Annotated in this window: 17 protein-coding genes; 8 read left to right on the plus strand and 9 right to left on the minus strand. The window is 69.3% G+C overall.

All coding sequences use genetic code 11. The features are described from left to right. Positions 1 to 29: 29 nt before the first annotated feature. Positions 30 to 1,013, minus strand: a complete 984-nt coding sequence (locus CU044_RS22610) for a GntR family transcriptional regulator (protein WP_129770544.1) — start codon at positions 1,011 to 1,013, stop codon at positions 30 to 32. A 192-nt stretch (positions 1,014 to 1,205) separates the two neighbouring features. On the opposite strand from CU044_RS22610, the gene CU044_RS22615 reads away from it, so the two are divergent. Then, positions 1,206 to 2,450 carry an FAD-dependent monooxygenase gene (locus CU044_RS22615; protein ID WP_129770545.1) on the plus strand — a complete coding sequence of 415 codons (1,245 nt, stop codon included), beginning with the start codon at positions 1,206 to 1,208 and terminating at the stop codon, positions 2,448 to 2,450. Between the two features lie 306 nt (positions 2,451 to 2,756). On the opposite strand, the gene CU044_RS22620 is transcribed toward CU044_RS22615, so the two are convergent. The 3 genes from CU044_RS22620 to ychF form a co-directional block, all read right to left on the minus strand. Further along, positions 2,757 to 3,224 (minus strand): hypothetical protein, encoded by a 468-nt coding sequence (locus CU044_RS22620; RefSeq protein WP_129770546.1) that lies wholly within the window; start codon positions 3,222 to 3,224, stop codon positions 2,757 to 2,759. Then, positions 3,221 to 3,811 (minus strand): ArsR family transcriptional regulator, encoded by a 591-nt coding sequence (locus tag CU044_RS22625; protein ID WP_129770547.1) that lies wholly within the window; start codon positions 3,809 to 3,811, stop codon positions 3,221 to 3,223. Before CU044_RS22625 ends, CU044_RS22620 begins: the two co-directional genes overlap by 4 nt. 201 nt (positions 3,812 to 4,012) lie before the next feature. Further along, positions 4,013 to 5,101: a redox-regulated ATPase YchF gene (ychF, locus tag CU044_RS22630; RefSeq protein WP_129770548.1), complete on the minus strand. Its 1,089-nt coding sequence runs from the start codon at positions 5,099 to 5,101 to the stop codon at positions 4,013 to 4,015. Between the two features lie 366 nt (positions 5,102 to 5,467). On the opposite strand from ychF, the gene CU044_RS22635 reads away from it, so the two are divergent. After that, positions 5,468 to 6,046, plus strand: coding sequence for a DUF6542 domain-containing protein (locus CU044_RS22635; RefSeq protein WP_240045812.1), 579 nt, complete (start codon positions 5,468 to 5,470; stop codon positions 6,044 to 6,046). A 17-nt stretch (positions 6,047 to 6,063) separates the two neighbouring features. Here the strand turns inward: CU044_RS22635 and CU044_RS22640 are convergent, their stop codons facing one another. Together CU044_RS22640 and CU044_RS22645 are read right to left on the minus strand one after the other, a co-directional pair. Then, positions 6,064 to 6,801, minus strand: a complete 738-nt coding sequence (locus CU044_RS22640; protein WP_129770549.1) for a polyphosphate--glucose phosphotransferase — start codon at positions 6,799 to 6,801, stop codon at positions 6,064 to 6,066. Positions 6,802 to 6,886: 85 nt separating this feature from the next. Continuing rightward, positions 6,887 to 7,915 carry a 4-hydroxy-3-methylbut-2-enyl diphosphate reductase gene (locus CU044_RS22645; RefSeq protein WP_129770550.1) on the minus strand — a complete coding sequence of 343 codons (1,029 nt, stop codon included), beginning with the start codon at positions 7,913 to 7,915 and terminating at the stop codon, positions 6,887 to 6,889. A 108-nt stretch (positions 7,916 to 8,023) separates the two neighbouring features. Between CU044_RS22645 and CU044_RS22650 the strand changes: the two genes are divergently transcribed. The 4 genes from CU044_RS22650 to CU044_RS22665 all read left to right on the plus strand — a co-directional run bounded on the left by CU044_RS22650 (position 8,024) and on the right by CU044_RS22665 (position 12,013). Beyond that, positions 8,024 to 9,517, plus strand: coding sequence for an APC family permease (locus CU044_RS22650; protein WP_129770551.1), 1,494 nt, complete (start codon positions 8,024 to 8,026; stop codon positions 9,515 to 9,517). Between the two features lie 126 nt (positions 9,518 to 9,643). After that, positions 9,644 to 10,852 carry an exodeoxyribonuclease VII large subunit gene (gene xseA, locus CU044_RS22655; RefSeq protein WP_129770552.1) on the plus strand — a complete coding sequence of 403 codons (1,209 nt, stop codon included), beginning with the start codon at positions 9,644 to 9,646 and terminating at the stop codon, positions 10,850 to 10,852. 93 nt (positions 10,853 to 10,945) lie between these two features. Continuing rightward, the gene (locus CU044_RS22660) at positions 10,946 to 11,191 is read left to right on the plus strand and encodes an exodeoxyribonuclease VII small subunit (RefSeq protein WP_129770553.1); all 246 of its coding nucleotides are present in this window, start codon (positions 10,946 to 10,948) and stop codon (positions 11,189 to 11,191) included. Positions 11,192 to 11,422: 231 nt separating this feature from the next. Further along, positions 11,423 to 12,013: a malonic semialdehyde reductase gene (locus CU044_RS22665; RefSeq protein ID WP_129770554.1), complete on the plus strand. Its 591-nt coding sequence runs from the start codon at positions 11,423 to 11,425 to the stop codon at positions 12,011 to 12,013. A 102-nt stretch (positions 12,014 to 12,115) separates the two neighbouring features. Here CU044_RS22665 and CU044_RS22670 read toward each other — a convergent pair whose 3' ends face one another. Beyond that, positions 12,116 to 12,700 (minus strand): DUF4245 domain-containing protein, encoded by a 585-nt coding sequence (locus CU044_RS22670; RefSeq protein WP_129770555.1) that lies wholly within the window; start codon positions 12,698 to 12,700, stop codon positions 12,116 to 12,118. Between the two features lie 123 nt (positions 12,701 to 12,823). Between CU044_RS22670 and glpX the strand changes: the two genes are divergently transcribed. Beyond that, positions 12,824 to 13,855, plus strand: a complete 1,032-nt coding sequence (glpX, locus tag CU044_RS22675; RefSeq protein WP_129770556.1) for a class II fructose-bisphosphatase — start codon at positions 12,824 to 12,826, stop codon at positions 13,853 to 13,855. A 93-nt stretch (positions 13,856 to 13,948) separates the two neighbouring features. Here glpX and CU044_RS22680 read toward each other — a convergent pair whose 3' ends face one another. Both CU044_RS22680 and CU044_RS22685 read right to left on the minus strand, forming a co-directional pair. Continuing rightward, positions 13,949 to 14,323 carry a WhiB family transcriptional regulator gene (locus CU044_RS22680; protein WP_129770557.1) on the minus strand — a complete coding sequence of 125 codons (375 nt, stop codon included), beginning with the start codon at positions 14,321 to 14,323 and terminating at the stop codon, positions 13,949 to 13,951. A gap of 246 nt (positions 14,324 to 14,569) precedes the next feature. After that, on the minus strand, positions 14,570 to 15,268 hold the full coding sequence (locus CU044_RS22685) for a DUF1707 domain-containing protein (RefSeq protein ID WP_129770558.1): 699 nt from the start codon (positions 15,266 to 15,268) through the stop codon (positions 14,570 to 14,572). A gap of 195 nt (positions 15,269 to 15,463) precedes the next feature. Between CU044_RS22685 and CU044_RS22690 the strand changes: the two genes are divergently transcribed. Next, positions 15,464 to 17,128 (plus strand): fumarate hydratase, encoded by a 1,665-nt coding sequence (locus tag CU044_RS22690; protein ID WP_129770559.1) that lies wholly within the window; start codon positions 15,464 to 15,466, stop codon positions 17,126 to 17,128. Positions 17,129 to 17,252 lie beyond the last annotated feature (124 nt).

A 17,252-nucleotide genomic window follows, 5' to 3' on the forward strand; every position in this document is an offset into this window, starting at 1 on the left:
CAGCTCGGCGGGAGTCAGCTCGGCGGGAGTCAGCTCGGCCGCGCCGGCGCAGCCGAGCTGCCGCCACGACCGCCGACCAGTGCGGCGAAGCCGTCGAGATGGCGTTCCAGTCCGTACTCGAACAGGACGTCCAAGTCGGGCGCCGTGTCGTCCGGGATGGTCGCCAGGAGGGGAAACCTTCCGCTGGTGAGGAGCTCCCGGCGGTGGGACCGCCGAGTTTCGGACCAGCGGTTCGATGTCATGCCGGTGGTCCTCTCGGCCTGGGCCTCGTCGGCCTTGGACAGTCCGATGGTCACGACGAGCGCATGCAGGGTGAGCGCTTCCTGAAGTCGGATGTCCATGGGGAGATCGAGCCCGTCGAGGGCCCTCAGCGTCCATTCGGTGTGGGCCATCATGTGGGGAACCAGGACGGGTCGGGTGAACGAGACGACCTGAGGCAGCCACAGGTGCCGTCGACACAGCCGCCATTGCTGACGGGCGACGAGTTCGAGTTTGGCGCGCCACCCCTGCGGACCTTCTTCAGGCAGACTGAGATCACCGAACACGAGGTCGGCCATCTGCGTCAGCAGTTCCTCCTTGCCTGTGACATGGCGATACAGGGACATCGGCCCGAGGTCGAGCTCGGCCGCGAGCCGGCGCATCGTCAGCGCCTGAAGCCCGTCGGCATCGGCGAGTTCGATGGCGGTCCTGAGAATGCGCAGCCGTAGCGACTCCTGATCGGGCGTCTCGGCTCCCCGCGCGGCCGGAGCGGCGCCGTGAGCCGAGGGCGCCCGTTGACGGCCGGCCTGTGGGCTGACCACCGTGCCGGAACCGACGTTCGTCTCGACGAGCCCCTCGTCGCGCAGGGCGGCTGTCACCTTGGTCGCGGTCGCGATCGCGACGCCCCACCGCTGCGCGATGGCCCGGATGGACGGCACTCGGTCACCGGGACGGAGATCACCGCTGACGATCCGGGAGCGAATCTCCGCGGCGATCACGCGGTAGGGCGGTTCGGTGTACTGCGCTGACGGCACGTGATCCTCCGCTGACGTGGGCCCGCATCCAGGATGTCAGAGCATGGTGAACTAGTTCGCTTCGGTGGCCACACTAGTTCACTACGTACCCTCTTCCTCTTATTTTCAGTGACACTACTCCCATACGTTGTACGCAAGGCACCGCGCGAAACAGCGTATGGCGGACGGAAGAGAGACGGAGGAGATGGACGTATGGAGAATCGGAACATCCTCGTGTCAGGGGGTGGCATCGCCGGAACGGCCCTGGCGTACTGGCTGGCCCGGTACGGGTTCCGGCCGACCGTGGTGGAACGCGCCCCTGCCCCTCGCACGGGTGGCCACGCTGTCGATATCCGCGGCACCGCGCGACAGGTGATCGAACGCATGGGTCTCGTCACGCAGGTCCGAGACGCTCGGATCGGTGCCCGCGGCATGGCCTTCATCGATGAGAAGGGCAAGCCGGTGGCGAGGCTGGGCACCGACGTGTTCGGGCCGTCCGGCGGACCTGTCGCCGAGTGGGCGCTCCTCCGTACCGACTTGGCCCGGATCCTCTACGACACGATCCACGACGACGTCGAGTATGTCTTCGGCAATGCGATCACCAGCGTGCGGCAGGACGAGGACGGCGTCACTGTCGCGTTCGAGGAGGGCCGGTCCAGACGGTTCGATCTGCTCGTGGGAGCGGATGGCGTGCATTCCGCCGTGCGTCGGCTGACGTTCGGCCCTGAGGACCGCTACATACGTGACCTCGACTCCTTCATCGCGCTCTTCTCCCTCGCGACGGATGTCGATCTTGACGGCTGGCAGTTGATGTACACCATGCCCGGTGGCGCGGGCCGGCCCGGCAGAACAGCGGGTCTGCGCCCGTTGGCCGAACCGGGCAGGGCGCTCGCGGGGTTCTTCTTCCGCGCCCCCGGACTCGACTTCGACCGGCGTGACATCGCCGCGCAGAAGCGAATCGTCGCTCGCCATTTCGAGGACGCCGGGTGGGAGGTTCCGGGTTTCTTGCCGAAGATCTGGGACGCGCCCGACTTCTACTTCGACCGGGTGGAGCAAGTGCACGTCGACACCTGGTCGATCGGCCGGACCGTGCTGGTCGGCGACTCCGCTTTCTGCGCTTCTCCCATGTCCGGGATCGGCACCAGCCTCGCCCTGGTCGGCGCCTACATCCTGGCCGGCGAACTCTTCAAGGCCGGGGGCGATCACCGTCTGGCCCACGCCGCGTACGCATCGGGGATGCGCGAGTTCGTCGACCGCGCCCAGGAATTCGCCCGCGCATCCGGCGACGGCGGCCTGATGCCTGACTCGCACGCCCAGATGTGGCTGCGGAACCAGTCGGTGCGGGCCCTGCCGTACCTGCCCCGACGCATCGTCGGCCGGGGGCTGGAGAAGGTGGCCGACACCGTCGTGCTCGACAGCTACGCCGACCCGGCACCTCACCGAACCATCAAGCCGTAGGAGAAAGCACCATGCGCGTCAGCACCTTTCTGTGGCTCGACGGCCAGGCCCAGGAAGTCCTGGACCGCCTCCTCGCCACTGCCGCCCGCAGGGGCCGACTCCCGAAGGAGCCGACCCCTTGCCACCTGCGGACTCAACGACCGCCTAGCCGACAGTAATAAAGCGATTACGCATTGAAGCGGAACGCGGAGTACAGGGCTTTCACCTGCGGCAACGTGGTTCAGCGGGCTCCAGGTCAGCACAGAATCAGCACCGGAAGACGAGGTCGACGTTCCCTCCCCGCGACCGGGTCGGCGGATCAGAGCTTCAGTAACGCGGCATGTTCGGGATCGCCTTCTCCGCGAGTTCGATGAGCGCCTCCACTTTCGCCAAGTCGCCCGCAACCTCCTCCGGCGTCACAGCGGGGGCCTCTGACGACCGGTACTCGACTTCGTTGCGCCGGGCGCGCATGCGGTTGAAGGGTCGCAGCATGGACCCGAGCGGTGGGTCGAGCTGCGCCCGCACGGCCTCATAGATGACGATATGGCCACCACGACTGGTCGCACGCAGTCCCTGATTCTGCAATACCGCGGCCAGCGCTCTGCGCGCAGCGTCATAAGCCAGCGTGTACGCACCCTCCGGGTCCGTGGCCGCCAACTGCCGCGCGGAGCCGACATGCACCCGTGCCCGGACCAGTTCCGCTTCGGCGGCCTCCTGAGAAGCGGGGACTCGTTCAAGTCCGCCGCTGGCGATGAGCGCGTCAACCGTCGACCGCCCTTGATTCCAGCGCGTCATTGCGCCTCCAAGTCAAGGTTCAGCCGTACCAGCGGACGTCCGCGAACGCTGGTGAGGAACGGATCGTCCGTCCGGGCCTCCCACGCCGCGGCGGAGACCCGATGCACGTTGACCTCACGACGCAAGCGCCGTGACGCTTCCTCGGCGAGGTCGAAGATCGCGTCGGCATCGGGGGCACCCACAACGAGGACGTCCACATCAGCAGGCGGCAGCCCCGGCTCACCGTTGTACCGAGCGGCCCACGAGCCGTAGATGTAGGCCCGTTCCACGCCTTCGAGCCCAGCGAGCGCGTCAGTGAGCACGGGCACGGGGCCGAAGGAGACGGACATGAGCTCGCTCAGCGGACGGTACAACGGAGTGTCCGTGCGGGCCTTGACGAGGCGGCTGCGCCCCACGCGCCGATCAAGCAGGATGCCCCCGCCGGTCAACCTGTCAACTTCTCGCAGGACAGCCGTGGGCGTCACACCGACCTCGGCGGCGAGCTCGGTGATGCTGTACTCGCGTTCCGGATGCAGGAGCACGAGCGCAAGGAGTTCGCCTTGCATACGAGATCGGAGGATGGGGAGCAGGCTCGGCGATACTTTCATTGGGCGCAGGATATCAAGCGCCCAATGAAAGTAACAATCCGGAGTTATTCGATCACCTGAACGCCACGGATACCTGTCGGGAGGGGCCCGCAGGTCAGCACCTAGTCAGCACGGGAACACGGAAGGGGCCGGGCTCATGGGAGCCGAGCCCCTTCTGACCTGCACACTTGACCACATGGATAGCTCGTAGTAACGAGAACGCTACACGTTGAACCGGAATTCGACTACGTCGCCGTCCTGCATCACGTATTCCTTGCCCTCCATGCGCGCCTTGCCCGCCGCGCGGGCGTCCGCCACCGAGCCCGTTTCGACCAGGTCGGCGAAGGAGATGACCTCGGCCTTGATGAAGCCCTTCTGGAAGTCGGTGTGGATCACACCGGCCGCCTCGGGGGCCGTCGCGCCCTTCTTGATCGTCCAGGCGCGGGACTCCTTGGGGCCGGCCGTGAGGTACGTCTGGAGGCCCAGGGTGCGGAAGCCGACGTGGGCGAGGGTGGCGAGGCCCGGTTCTTCCTGGCCCACCGACTGGAGGAGTTCGAGGGCCTCGTCGTCGTCCAGTTCGGCGAGGTCGGACTCCAGCTTGGCGTTGAGGAAGATCGCCTCGGCGGGGGCGACCAGGGCGCGCTGTTCGTCCTTGAAGGTGTCGTCCGTCAGCTCGTCCTCGTCGACGTTGAAGACGTAGAGGAAGGGCTTCGTGGTCAGCAGGTGCAGCTCACGCAGGGGCTCGGCCTTCTCCGTGCCCTGGAGGATGCCGGCCGAGAAGAGGGTCTCGCCGGTCTCCAGGATGGCCTGGGCCTCCTCGATGGCCTTGACCTGGGCCACGACCTCCTTCTTGATGCGCGACTCGCGCTGGAGGCGCGGGAGGACCTTCTCGATCGTCTGGAGGTCGGCGAGGATCAGCTCGGTGTTGATCGTCTCGATGTCGTCCTTGGGCGAGACCTTGCCGTCGACGTGGACGACGTTCTCGTCCTTGAAGGCCCGGATGACCTGGCAGATCGCGTCCGATTCACGGATGTTCGCCAGGAACTTGTTGCCCAGGCCCTCACCCTCGGAGGCGCCGCGCACGATGCCGGCGATGTCGACGAAGTCGACCGTGGCCGGGAGGATCTTCTGCGAGCCGAAGATCTCCGCGAGCTTGTCCAGACGCGGGTCCGGCACGCCGACCACGCCGACGTTGGGCTCGATGGTGGCGAACGGGTAGTTGGCCGCCAGCACGTCGTTCTTGGTCAGGGCGTTGAACAGGGTCGACTTGCCGACATTCGGCAGGCCGACGATTCCGATCGTGAGCGACACGTTGGCGACTTCCTGAAGTGAGGACTGGCTGATGGCCTGTGTGACCCGGGCGGGCCGATCTCCCAGTTTACGGGCGGGCCGAAGCCGCCACCGACGCGCGCCGGTGCGGGCCGAAGCCGTTACCGACGCGCGCCGGGCACCTCGTTCCGGCCACCGAACGTCGAACTCAACGCCAAGCTCGGCCAAAGGGCGTGTCCAACGCCCGCCTCGTCGCCCCGGGCCACCTACGTTGGTCCGGTGGAGCAGCACAGGACACGTCAACCGCAGCAGCGTCGGCAGCGCCCCCCGAGCACCTTCGCCGGGACCAGACCCGGGACGACCGGTGGCTACCGGGTACCGGTGACGCCCCGTCCACGTGTGTCGCCCCTGGCCGCGCGGCTGCGCGGACTGCCCAACCCGCGGTTCACCGGGCTCGGCGCGGGACTGTTCGCCACCGCGACGATGCTGGCCTTCGCCTTTCTGGACCGGCTGCTCCTCGACGGCGAGCCCGTGGTCTACGGGGTGCTGTTCCTGCTGGTCAGCGCGGTGACCGCGCTCTGGGTGCGTACCGCCGACCTGGTCACGGCGCCGATCAGCGTGCCGATCGCCTTCGCGGCCGGCGCGTATCCGATCGCCGGCGGCACCGGCGGCTTCGGCGGGCAGATGATGGCGCTCATCACCACCCTGGCCCTGCACGCGGGCTGGCTGTACGGCGGCACGCTCATCGCCGGGCTCATCGCGACCGTACGGAAGGTACGGCAGATGGGCCGGCGCCAGAGCGCCCGTGACGCGGCGGCCAGGGCGGGGGTGACCCGGGCCGGGGCCACGGCGTACCGAGCGGCCGGTCCCGGCCATGGCTCGGGGAGCCCGGGTCCCGGACATGGCTCCGGGAGTCCGGGTTCCGGGGCCGGACCCGGGCCCCGGGCTCCCCGAGCCACCGTGCCCAGGGCCGCGCGGCGCGGCTAGAGCGCGTCCGGTTCTGCCTACCTGCCCGCCGCCGCCATCGCCGCGCCCACGATCCCCGCGTTGTTCTGGAGCTCCGCCGGGAGGATCTCCGCCCTGATCCCCTCGATCAGGGGGATGAACTTGTCGGCCTTGCGGCTCACCCCGCCGCCGATGATGAACAGCTCGGGCGAGAACAGCATCTCCACATGGGCCAGATACTTCTGGACGCGGTGCGCCCAGTGGTGCCAGCTCAGGTCCGCGTCTTCCTTGGCCTTCGTCGAGGCGCGCTTCTCCGCCTCGTGGCCGTCCAGCTCCAGATGGCCCAGCTCGGTGTTGGGCACCAGCTTGCCGTCCACGAAGAGCGCGCTGCCGATGCCCGTACCGAAGGTCAGCAGGAATACCGTGCCCTTGCGGCCCCGGCCCGCGCCGAAGGCCATCTCGGCCACCCCCGCCGCGTCCGCGTCGTTGAGGACCGTGGTCCGCAGCCCCAGCCGCTCGCCGAGCACCTGCCCCGCGTCCGTATCGATCCAGGCTTTGTCGACATTCGCGGCGGTACGGATGACCGAGCCCGTGACCACCCCCGGGAAGGTGATGCCGACCGGGCCCGACCAGCCGAAGTGCCGGACGACCTCCACCACTCCGTCGGCGACGCTCTCGGGCGTCGCCGGGTGCGGGGTCAGCACCTTGTACCGCGGTTCGACCAGATCGCCGCGCTCCAGGTCAACGGGCGCACCCTTGATGCCCGAGCCACCGATGTCCACTCCGAAGACGTTCATGGACACAACGTTACGGGCAGATGCCGACAGCGACTTCCCGGACGGCGGCTTTGGCCTTGTCCGCGTACCAAGTACCGTCCGGGCCCTACTTCTCCGAGAGCGCCGCCGCCTCGGCGCGCAGGTCGCGGCGCAGCTCCTTCGGCAGCGAGAACGTGATCGACTCCTCGGCCGCCTTGACGATCTCGACATCCTCGAAGCCGCGCTGCGCGAGCCACTCCAGCACGCCTTCGACCAGGATCTCCGGCACGGACGCGCCCGAGGTGACACCGACCGTGGAGACGCCGTCGAGCCATGCCTCGTCGATCTCGTCGGCGCCGTCCACCAGATGGGAGGCGCCGGCGCCGGCGCCGAGGGCGACCTCGACCAGCCGGACCGAGTTGGAGGAGTTCTTGGAGCCGACGACGATCACGAGATCGGCGTCGGCGCCCATCTGCTTGACCGCGATCTGGCGGTTCTGCGTGGCGTAGCAGATGTCGTCGCTCGGCGGCGAGATCAGCTGCGGGAACTTCTCCTTGAGCGCTCCGACCGTCTCCATCGTCTCGTCCACCGAGAGCGTGGTCTGCGAGAGCCAGACGACCTTCGACTCGTCGCGCACCTCGACGTTGGCGACATCGTCGGGGCCGTCGACCAGCGTGATGTGGTCCGGGGCCTCGCCCGACGTACCGATGACCTCTTCGTGGCCGTCGTGGCCGATGAGCAGGATGTCGTAGTCCTCGTCCGCGAACCGGACGGCTTCCTTGTGCACCTTGGTGACCAGCGGGCAGGTCGCGTCGATGGTGGCGAGCCTGCGGTCCGCCGCCTCCCGGTGGACGACGGGCGCGACGCCGTGGGCAGAGAACATGACGATCGAGCCCTCGGGGACCTCCGCCGTCTCCTCGACGAAGATCGCGCCCTTCTTCTCCAGGGTCTTGACGACGTACTTGTTGTGGACGATCTCGTGACGGACGTAGATCGGCGCCCCGTACTGTTCCAGGGCCTTCTCCACGGCGATCACGGCGCGGTCGACACCGGCGCAGTAACCACGGGGAGCTGCGAGCAGGACGCGTTTGCCGGCGCGGCGCGCGGCGTCTCCACTAGGGGTGGCGGCGGGCGACGGGCGGGACGGTGCAGTCATGTCTCCCATCGTAAGGCCGTCCACAAGAGGCTCGTAAGGCCGTCCACAAGAGGCGGAACGGCGGGCGGCGGCCCGAGACTGGGCCTACGCGATCGACGGAGGGACGCGATGGCCGAGACCGGCGCCGGTACGGACGGGCCGTCAGAAGGGCCGCCGGGAGGGACGTCGCGAGAGGCGTCGGGAGGACCGTCAGGAGGGTCGTCGGAAGGGACGTCAGAAGGCCGCCCGGAAGCCCGGCCGGGGGCAGCGACCCGGCGGCCCGGTGACGACGGACTGCGGCGGACGCTGGGCTTCCGTGACCTTGTCGTCTACGGGCTCCTCTTCATCGCCCCCATGGCGCCCGTCGGGGTCTTCGGCACGCTCGACGCCAAGTCCCACGGCGCCGTGGCCCTGGTCTACGTCGTGGCGACCGTCGCGATGGCGTTCACCGCCTTCAGTTACGCGCAGATGGTGCGAGTCGCCCCGCAGGCCGGCTCCGTCTTCGCGTACGCGCGCAAGGGGCTCGGCGAAGGAGCCGGATTCATCGCCGGATGGATGGCGATGCTCGACTATCTGCTGATCCCGGCGGTCGCCTATCTCTTCGCCGGAATCGCCATGGAGGCGCTGGTTCCGTCCGTGGACCGCTGGGTGTGGACCGCGATCGCCGTCGTGATCACCACTCTGCTCAACCTCTGGGGGGTACGGGCGGCGGCCCGGGTCGGGATGGCGGTACTCGCCATGGAGATCGTCGTCCTGCTGGTGTTCGTGGTGTCGGCCGTCGCGGTGCTCGCGCAGGACGGCGGGACGCGCGGCTGGTCCACCCCGTTCACGAGCGACGTGGGCTTCTCCCCGGCCGCCGTACTCGGCGGGGTGTCGGTGGCCGTGCTGTCGTATCTGGGCTTCGACGCGATCGCGTCGTTCGCGGAAGAGGTGACGGGCGGCTCGCGGCAGGTGGCGCGCGCCGTGCTGTTCTGTCTGGTGCTCGCGGGCGCGCTGTTCATCGCGCAGACCTATCTGGTGGCGCTGCTCGAACCGATGTCCTCGGCGGAGCTGGCCGCGGATCCGGCCGCGCAGGGCTCCGCTTTCTATGACGCGGTGGACACCTCGGTCGGCGCCTGGCTGCACGATCTGGTGGCGGTCAGCAAGGCGATCGGCGCGGCGTTCGCGGCGCTGGCCGCGCAGGCGGCGGCCGGACGGCTGCTCTTCGCCATGGGCCGCGAGCGCCGGCTGCCGCACGTACTCTCCCGTACGGACTCGGGCGTGCCCCGGGTGGCGCTGCTGCTGGCCGCGGTGGTGACGCTGCTGGCGGCCGTGTGGGCGGCCCGGCGTCCCGACGGGCTCGACCGGCTGGTCTCGGTGGTGGACATCGGGGCGCTGACGGCGTTCGTGCTGCTGCACGCGTCGGTGGTGGGGTGGTTCGCGGTACGGCGCCGGGAAGGGCCGGTGCGCTGGTTCACCCACGTGGTGCTGCCCGTGATCGGCGCGGCGATCCTGATCGCGGTGATCGTGGAGGCGGCGGGCTCGGCGCGGCTGGCGGGTGCGATCTGGCTGGCCGTGGGTCTGGTGGTGCTGCTGGTGCAGCGGGGACGCGGCCGGCCGGCCTCGCTCGTCGACAAGCCGTAGCCGAAGGCGTGGCCAAGCCCGGGGGCCGGAAGGCCGGGGGCCGTGGGCCGGAAGGCCGTAGCGGCGGGTCCGTCCCGTAATGCCGTTTTCGGAGCGATGTCACAGGCGGCCGATACGCTCCCGGGTATGGCTCTCAATACATCCGCGGACGCTCCGCTGCCCGTCGGCGAGGTGTCGCGGCTCATCGGCGGGTGGATCGACCGGCTCGGCGCCGTCTGGGTCGAGGGACAGATCACCCAGCTCTCGCGCAGGCCGGGGGCGGGCGTCGTCTTTCTGACGCTGCGCGACCCGTCGTACGACATCTCGGTGAGCGTGACCTGCTACCGGCAGGTCTTCGACGCGATCGCCGATGTGGTCTCCGAGGGCGCGCGGGTCGTGGTGCAGGCCAAGCCCGAGTGGTACGCGCCGCGCGGGCAGCTGTCGCTGCGGGCCACGGAGATACGGCCCGTCGGGATCGGTGAACTGCTCGTCCGGCTGGAGCGGTTGAAGAAGTCCCTGGGCGCCGAGGGGCTGTTCGCCGCCGACCGCAAGAAGCAACTGCCCTTCCTGCCGCAGCTGATCGGGCTGGTGTGCGGGCGGGCCTCGGCGGCCGAGCGCGATGTGCTGGAGAACGCGCGGCGGCGGTGGCCCGCGGTGCGCTTCGAGGTCCGCAACACCGCGGTGCAGGGGGTCAACGCGGTCGCGCAGGTCGTCCAGGCGGTCAAGGAGCTGGACGCGCTGCCGGAGGTGGATGTGATCGTCGTGGCGCGCGGCGGCGGCAGCGTGGAGGACCTGCTGCCGTTCTCGGACGAGCAGCTGGTGCGGGCGGTGGCCGCGTGCCGTACGCCCGTGGTCTCCGCGATCGGCCATGAGCCGGACGCGCCGCTGCTCGACCTGGTGGCGGATGTACGGGCCTCGACGCCGACCGACGCCGCGAAGCGGATCGTGCCGGACGTCGGGGAGGAGCAGGACCGCGTACAGGCCCTGCGGGACCGGGCGCTGCGGACGGTACGGGGGCTGCTCGACCGGGAGGAGCGCGGTCTCGCCCACGCGCTGGCGAGGCCCGTGATGGAGCGGCCGCACCGGATGGTGGACGAGCGCGCGGCCGAGGTGGACGCGCTCGCCGACCGGAGCCGGCGCGTGCTGCGGCATCTGCTGGACCGCGCGGACTCGGAGCTGTCGCACACCCGGGCCCGGGTGGTCGCGCTGTCGCCCGCGGCGACGCTGGAGCGCGGGTACGCGGTGCTCCAGCGGCCGGACGGGACGGTCGTCCGTTCCGCGGAGGAGGTCACCGCGGCCGAGGAGCTGCGGGCCAGGGTGGCGGAGGGTGAGTTCACGGTGCGGGTCGCCGAGTGAGCCCGGACATGATCGCTGACGTGATCGCTGACGTGATCGCTGACGGAAACGTAGTCGGACCGCGCGCACGCGCGCGTAACTAGGGTGGATCACATGGCCAGGACGGACGAGGGCACGACGCTCGGCTACGAGCAGGCGCGGGACGAACTGATCGAGGTCGTACGGCGGCTGGAGGCCGGCGGTACGTCCCTGGAGGACTCGCTGGCGCTGTGGGAGCGGGGCGAGGAGCTGGCGAAGGTGTGCCGCCGCTGGCTGGAGGGTGCCAGGGCGCGGCTGGACGCGTCCCTGGCGGACGAGTCGGCGGAACAGGACGGCAGCGGCGGTGCCGAAGCACAGTGACCTGACGTCCGGGGCTTCCGGGGCCTCCGGGGCTTCGGGAGCCTCCGGGGGGGCTCCGGGCCTCCGGGGGGCTCCGTGGCCTCTGGGGCTTCCGACACCGCCGATGCCGCCGATGCCGCCGAGGGGCTGTGAGTCGGGTCACCACGACCGGGCTTTAGTTGAAGGTTCACACATCCGGTTGTACGGTGAAGCTGTTTGCCTGATCCAACGCGCCCCCCGGAAGGTATTTCCATGTCCCTTGTTCTCGACCCCGCCGCTCAGGACCTCCTCTTCCGTGAGGCACGTACGGCCAATACGTTCTCCGACGAGCCGGTGACCGAGGAGCAGGTACAGGCCATCTACGACCTGGTCAAGTACGGCCCCACCGCCTTCAACCAGTCGCCGCTGCGCGTCGTCCTGGTCCGCTCCGCCGAGGCCCGCGAGCGTCTCGTGCCGCACATGGCCGAGGGCAACCAGGCCAAGACCGCCACCGCGCCGCTGGTCGCGATCCTGGCCGCCGACAACGAGTTCCACGAGGAACTCCCCCAGCTCTTCCCCGCCTTCCCGCAGGCCAAGGACGCGTTCTTCAGCGAGCGCCCGGCCCGTGAGCGGTCCGCCTCGCTGAACGCCGCCCTCCAGGCCGGCTACTTCATCGTCGGTGTCCGCGCCGCCGGTCTCGCCGCCGGCCCCATGACCGGCTTCGACGCCGCCGGTGTCCAGAAGGAGTTCCTGGACGGCGACCACACCCCGCTGGTGATCGTCAACATCGGCAAGCCCGGCGAGAACGCCTGGTACCCGCGCTCCCCGCGCCTCTCCTTCGACGAGGCCATCACCACCGTCTGAGCCGGCCCAGAGCCCGGCGGACGACGAGGCCGCTGCCCCGTACATCGCGTACAGGACAGCGGCCTCGCCCGTCAGGACTCCCCGACGTCAGACTTCCCGGCCTCAGATTTTCCCCGACTCCGGCGTCCCGGCGTCGGATGTCCCGGCCTCCGGTTTCCCGGCCTCCGGCTTCTCGGCCTCCAGCGCGGCGGCCATCTCCGCCAGCCGTTCATAGGACGCCGTACCCGTCACCACGGTCGTCGCGTCCCCCTCCGTCCGGACCAGGGCGTCGTACTTCGGCCCCTCCCAGCGCTGCCACGTCTCGCCCGCCACCTGCTGCGTCTTGCCCGTGTCCGCGGCCTGCTGGCTGACCTCCGCGGCGTACTTCTCCGGGGCGCTCGTCGACTGCTCGACCGCGACGTACTCGCCGTCCGGGGCCAGGTAGCCGAGGTGCCAGGCGTTGCCGCTCTCGCGCTTGTACGAGACGGACGTCGGCTTCCACGTCTCCGCCAGGCCCGCCGGCGCCAGCACCGGATACGGCGCCGCGCGCCGCGCGGTCAGCAGTTCGACCCGGTAGTCGACCGCCTTGACCGGGATGCCCTTCTCGTCGTGCGGGATGAACACATAGATCCCCGCGACGACGAGCCCGATGACCGCCATCGACAGGAACAGGTCCCGCACCGTCTGTTTGCCTCGCTTGCTCGCCACCGCACCATCGTCGCATCACGGCGTGGCGCTCATCCGTGGGGCCCTCTGCTCAATTTGTCGATGTACGGATAGAGTCGGATCACCCTCTTTTCCGGCCGTCGCCGTACAGAAAGGTGCGCTCCGATGACCGAACATCAACTACCTCATCCGCTTGAGGTGTCTCCCGAGGCACCCGACCGCAACCTCGCCCTGGAGCTGGTCCGGGTCACCGAAGCAGCCGCCATGGCGGCCGGCCGGTGGGTCGGGCGCGGTGACAAGAACGGCGCGGACGGCGCCGCGGTGAACGCCATGCGCACGCTCGTCTCCACCGTGTCGATGAACGGCGTCGTCGTCATCGGCGAGGGCGAGAAGGACGAAGCCCCGATGCTGTTCAACGGGGAGCATGTCGGCGACGGCACCGGCGCCGAGGTCGACATCGCCGTGGACCCCATCGACGGCACCACCCTGAACGCCAAGGGCATGCCGAACGCGATCGCCGTCCTGGCCGCCGCGGACCGCGGGGCCATGTTCGACCCGTCCGCGGTCTTCTACATGGACAAGCTGGTCACCGGCCCCGAGGCGGCCGACTTCGTCGACATCAACGCGCCTGTCGCGGTCAACATCCGCCGGGTCGCCAAGGCCAAGCACTCGTCGCCCGACGATGTCACCGTCGTCATCCTCGACCGCCCCCGCCACGAGGGCATCGTCAAGGAGATCAGGGAGACGGGCGCGCGGATCAAGTTCATCTCCGACGGCGATGTGGCCGGTTCGATCATGGCCGCGCGCGAAGGCACGGGCATCGACCTGCTGATGGGCGTCGGCGGCACCCCCGAGGGCATCATCTCGGCGTGCGCCATAAAGTGCCTCGGCGGGGTCATCCAGGGCAGGTTGTGGCCCAAGGACGAGGCCGAGCGGCAGCACGCGATCGACGCCGGGCACGATCTGGACCGCGTCCTGTCCACGGACGATCTGGTCAGTGGCGACAATGTCTTCTTCGTCGCCACGGGCATCACGGACGGCGAGCTGCTGCGCGGGGTGCGCTACCGCTCGGAGACCGCGACCACCCAGTCCCTGGTCATGCGCTCGAAGTCGGGCACGATCCGGCAGATCGACTCGACCCATCGGCTCTCGAAGCTCCGCGCCTACAGCACGATCGATTTCGACCGCGCCAAGTAGTCACCGCGCGTGACGTATACGGAGGGGGCTGCCCCAGCTGTGCGGCGGGGCGCCCCCTCCGTATACGTACCGCCGTATACGTACCGCCACGCTTCAACCGGCGGCGGCGATGCGGTCGCCCGCCGCGGCGGCCTTCCGCAGCTCCACCTCGCGCCGCCGGCGGCGGGCCAGCACCACCCGGCGCTCGGCAGCGGTCAGGCCGCCCCACACGCCGTACGGCTCGGGCTGGAGCAGGGCATGCTCCCGGCAGTCGACCATGACCGGACAGCGGGCACAGACCCGCTTCGCGGCCTCCTCCCGCGCCAGCCTCGCGGCTGTCGGCTCCTTGGAAGGGGCGAAGAACAATCCGGCTTCGTCCCGGCGGCACACCGCCTCCGAATGCCAGGGCCCGGCCTGATCCTCCCGAGCGGGACTCCGCTGGGGCGGTACGGCGGCGACCTGCAGGGGCTGATGCGGCAGTTGCAGCACGGTCTACTCCTGACGACGGCTTCGCGAGCGAGAGACGATGAAGCTTTCCCTACCCGCTGTACGCACGCCTATGCACTGAGTGGCAGCCAGTTCGGAGTGCGGAACGCGGTACGGCATTCCGGACGCGCCCCCGCGACGGGACGTCTTCGACCAGAAGCAGCCGAGCCGGACGAGCGGAACAAGCCGCACGAGCCGGACCAGACGCATGAGTCACGCCAGACGCACAAGCCACACGAGCCGTGCGCGTCAGTGGCCGAAGTGCTTGCGGAGCTGATTGCGGAGATCGGCGATGAACTTGCCGCGCTTCGGTTTGGCCTCGACATTGCCGAACACCGAGTAGCCGTTCACGATCACCGTCGGCGCGTCCCGCTCCTCGGCCTCCAGCGTGACCACCTCGAAGTTGCCGAAGATTCCGGTGCCGTTGCCGCGCAGCGAGATGTTCTCGGGGACCGTGATCTCGACATTGCCGAAAATGGACGTCGCGTTGATCACAGTGGTCCGCTGCCCGAAGAGCGCCTCGGTCAGGTCGATCTCGATATTGCCGAAGAGCGAGAAGGCGTTGGTCTTGCGGCCGATACGCCAGCGGCCCCTGCGGGTCGAGCTGCTGAAGATCGCGACGAGGTTCTCGGCGGGGGCCGTGGGGTCCTCCGGACCGTATCCGTACGAGCCCGACACGGACTCGCCCGGCGCGGGCCGCCGGCCGTCGGCTCCGGTGACCGGCAAGTCGCGTACCAGCGGCTCCAGTTCGGCGACGGTCTTGGCCCGGTAGACGGAGTCGATCCGCTCGGCGTGCTCCTCGGCGTCCAGCCGGCCCTCGGCGAGGGCCTCCCGAAGGATGTCCGCGATCCGGTCACGGTCGGCGTCGGAGGCCCGGATGGCCGGCGGCTCCGCCGACGCGACCGGCTTCTGCGCGACCGGCTTCTGAGGGTGCTTTTCGAGGTCCACGGACCCAGGGTAGCGAAACGCGATAGATCGCGACTAGGGGCAGAACCGCCACGCGCCGCGAGTCGTCGCGACTGGGCCTTACCGCACAGCACTGAGCCTTACCTCACAGCACCGCTGTCGGTGCCGCGTCCTACGCTGGAGGTCGCGTCGCCAATGGAGGCCACGCCGCTGTCTGTCGAGTGAGGAATGGCCGTAATGCCGGAGTTTGCGTACTCGGATCTGCTTCCGCTGGGAGAGGACACCACGCCGTACCGGCTGGTGACCGCCGAAGGTGTCTCCACCTTCGAGGCCGACGGCCGTACGTTCCTCAAGGTCGAGCCGGAGGCGCTGCGTACGCTCGCCGCCGAGGCGATGCACGACATCTCGCACTATCTGCGCCCGGCCCATCTCGCTCAGCTGCGCAGGATCGTGGACGACCCCGAGGCGTCCTCGAACGACAAGTTCGTGGCACTCGACCTCCTCAAGAACGCGAATATCGCGGCCGCGGGCGTGCTGCCCATGTGCCAGGACACCGGTACGGCGATCGTGATGGGCAAGCGCGGGCAGAACGTACTGACGAGCGGCGGCGACGAGGAAGCCCTGTCGCACGGCATCTACGACGCGTACACGAAGCTGAATCTGCGCTATTCGCAGATGGCCCCGCTCACCATGTGGGAGGAGAAGAACACCGGCTCGAACCTGCCCGCGCAGATCGAGCTGTACGCGACCGACGGCGGCGCGTACAAGTTCCTCTTCATGGCGAAGGGCGGCGGCTCCGCCAACAAGTCGTTCCTCTACCAGGAGACCAAGGCGGTCCTGAACGAGTCCTCCATGATGAAGTTCCTGGAGGAGAAGATCCGTTCGCTCGGTACGGCCGCGTGCCCGCCGTACCACCTGGCGATCGTGGTGGGCGGTACGTCCGCCGAGTTCGCGCTCAAGACCGCGAAGTACGCCTCCGCGCACTACCTGGACGAGCTGCCGTCCGAGGGCTCCCCGACCGGCCACGGCTTCCGTGACAAGGAGCTGGAGGAGAAGGTCTTCGAGCTGACGCAGAAGATCGGTATCGGCGCGCAGTTCGGCGGCAAGTACTTCTGCCACGACGTACGGGTGGTGCGGCTGCCGCGGCACGGCGCGTCGCTGCCGGTCGCGATCGCCGTCTCCTGCTCGGCCGACCGGCAGGCCGTCGCGAAGATCACCGCCGAGGGCGTCTTCCTGGAGCAGCTGGAGAAGGACCCGGCGCGCTTCCTCCCGGAGACCACCGACGAACACCTCGATGAGGGACAGGTCGTCCGGATCGATCTCAACCGTCCGATGGACGACGTCCTCGCCGAGTTGACGAAGTATCCGGTCAAGACGCGGCTGTCGCTCACCGGCCCGCTCGTGGTGGCCCGTGACATCGCGCACGCCAAGATCAAGGAGCGGCTCGACGCGGGCGAGGAGATGCCGCAGTACCTGAAGGACCACCCGGTCTACTACGCGGGCCCGGCGAAGACGCCCGAGGGGTACGCCTCCGGCTCGTTCGGCCCGACGACCGCCGGGCGGATGGACTCGTACGTGGAGCAGTTCCAGGCGGCGGGCGGCTCGAAGGTCATGCTCGCCAAGGGCAACCGGTCGAAGCAGGTCACCGACGCGTGCGGCACGCACGGCGGCTTCTACCTCGGCTCGATCGGCGGCCCGGCGGCCCGGCTCGCCCAGGACTGCATCAAGAAGGTCGAGGTCGTCGAGTACGAGGAGCTGGGCATGGAGGCGGTCTGGAAGATCGAGGTGGAGGACTTCCCCGCGTTCATCGTCGTGGACGACAAGGGGAACGACTTCTTCACCGAGCCCGCCCCGGCGCCGACGTTCACCAGCATCCCGGTCCGCGGCCCCGGTCTCGCCTGACGCCCGCACCGTCCAAGCCCCGCACGGCCCCTTCGACGCGCCCTCCCCGGCCTTCCTCCGGGGAGGGCGCTCCCGTCTCCACCACACTCCCGGGGGAACGCCCTGCGGGAACGTCCCGCGGGAA

It is taken from the genome of Streptomyces sp. L-9-10, assembly GCF_004151105.1.
In the GTDB taxonomy this organism is placed as follows: domain Bacteria; phylum Actinomycetota; class Actinomycetes; order Streptomycetales; family Streptomycetaceae; genus Streptomyces.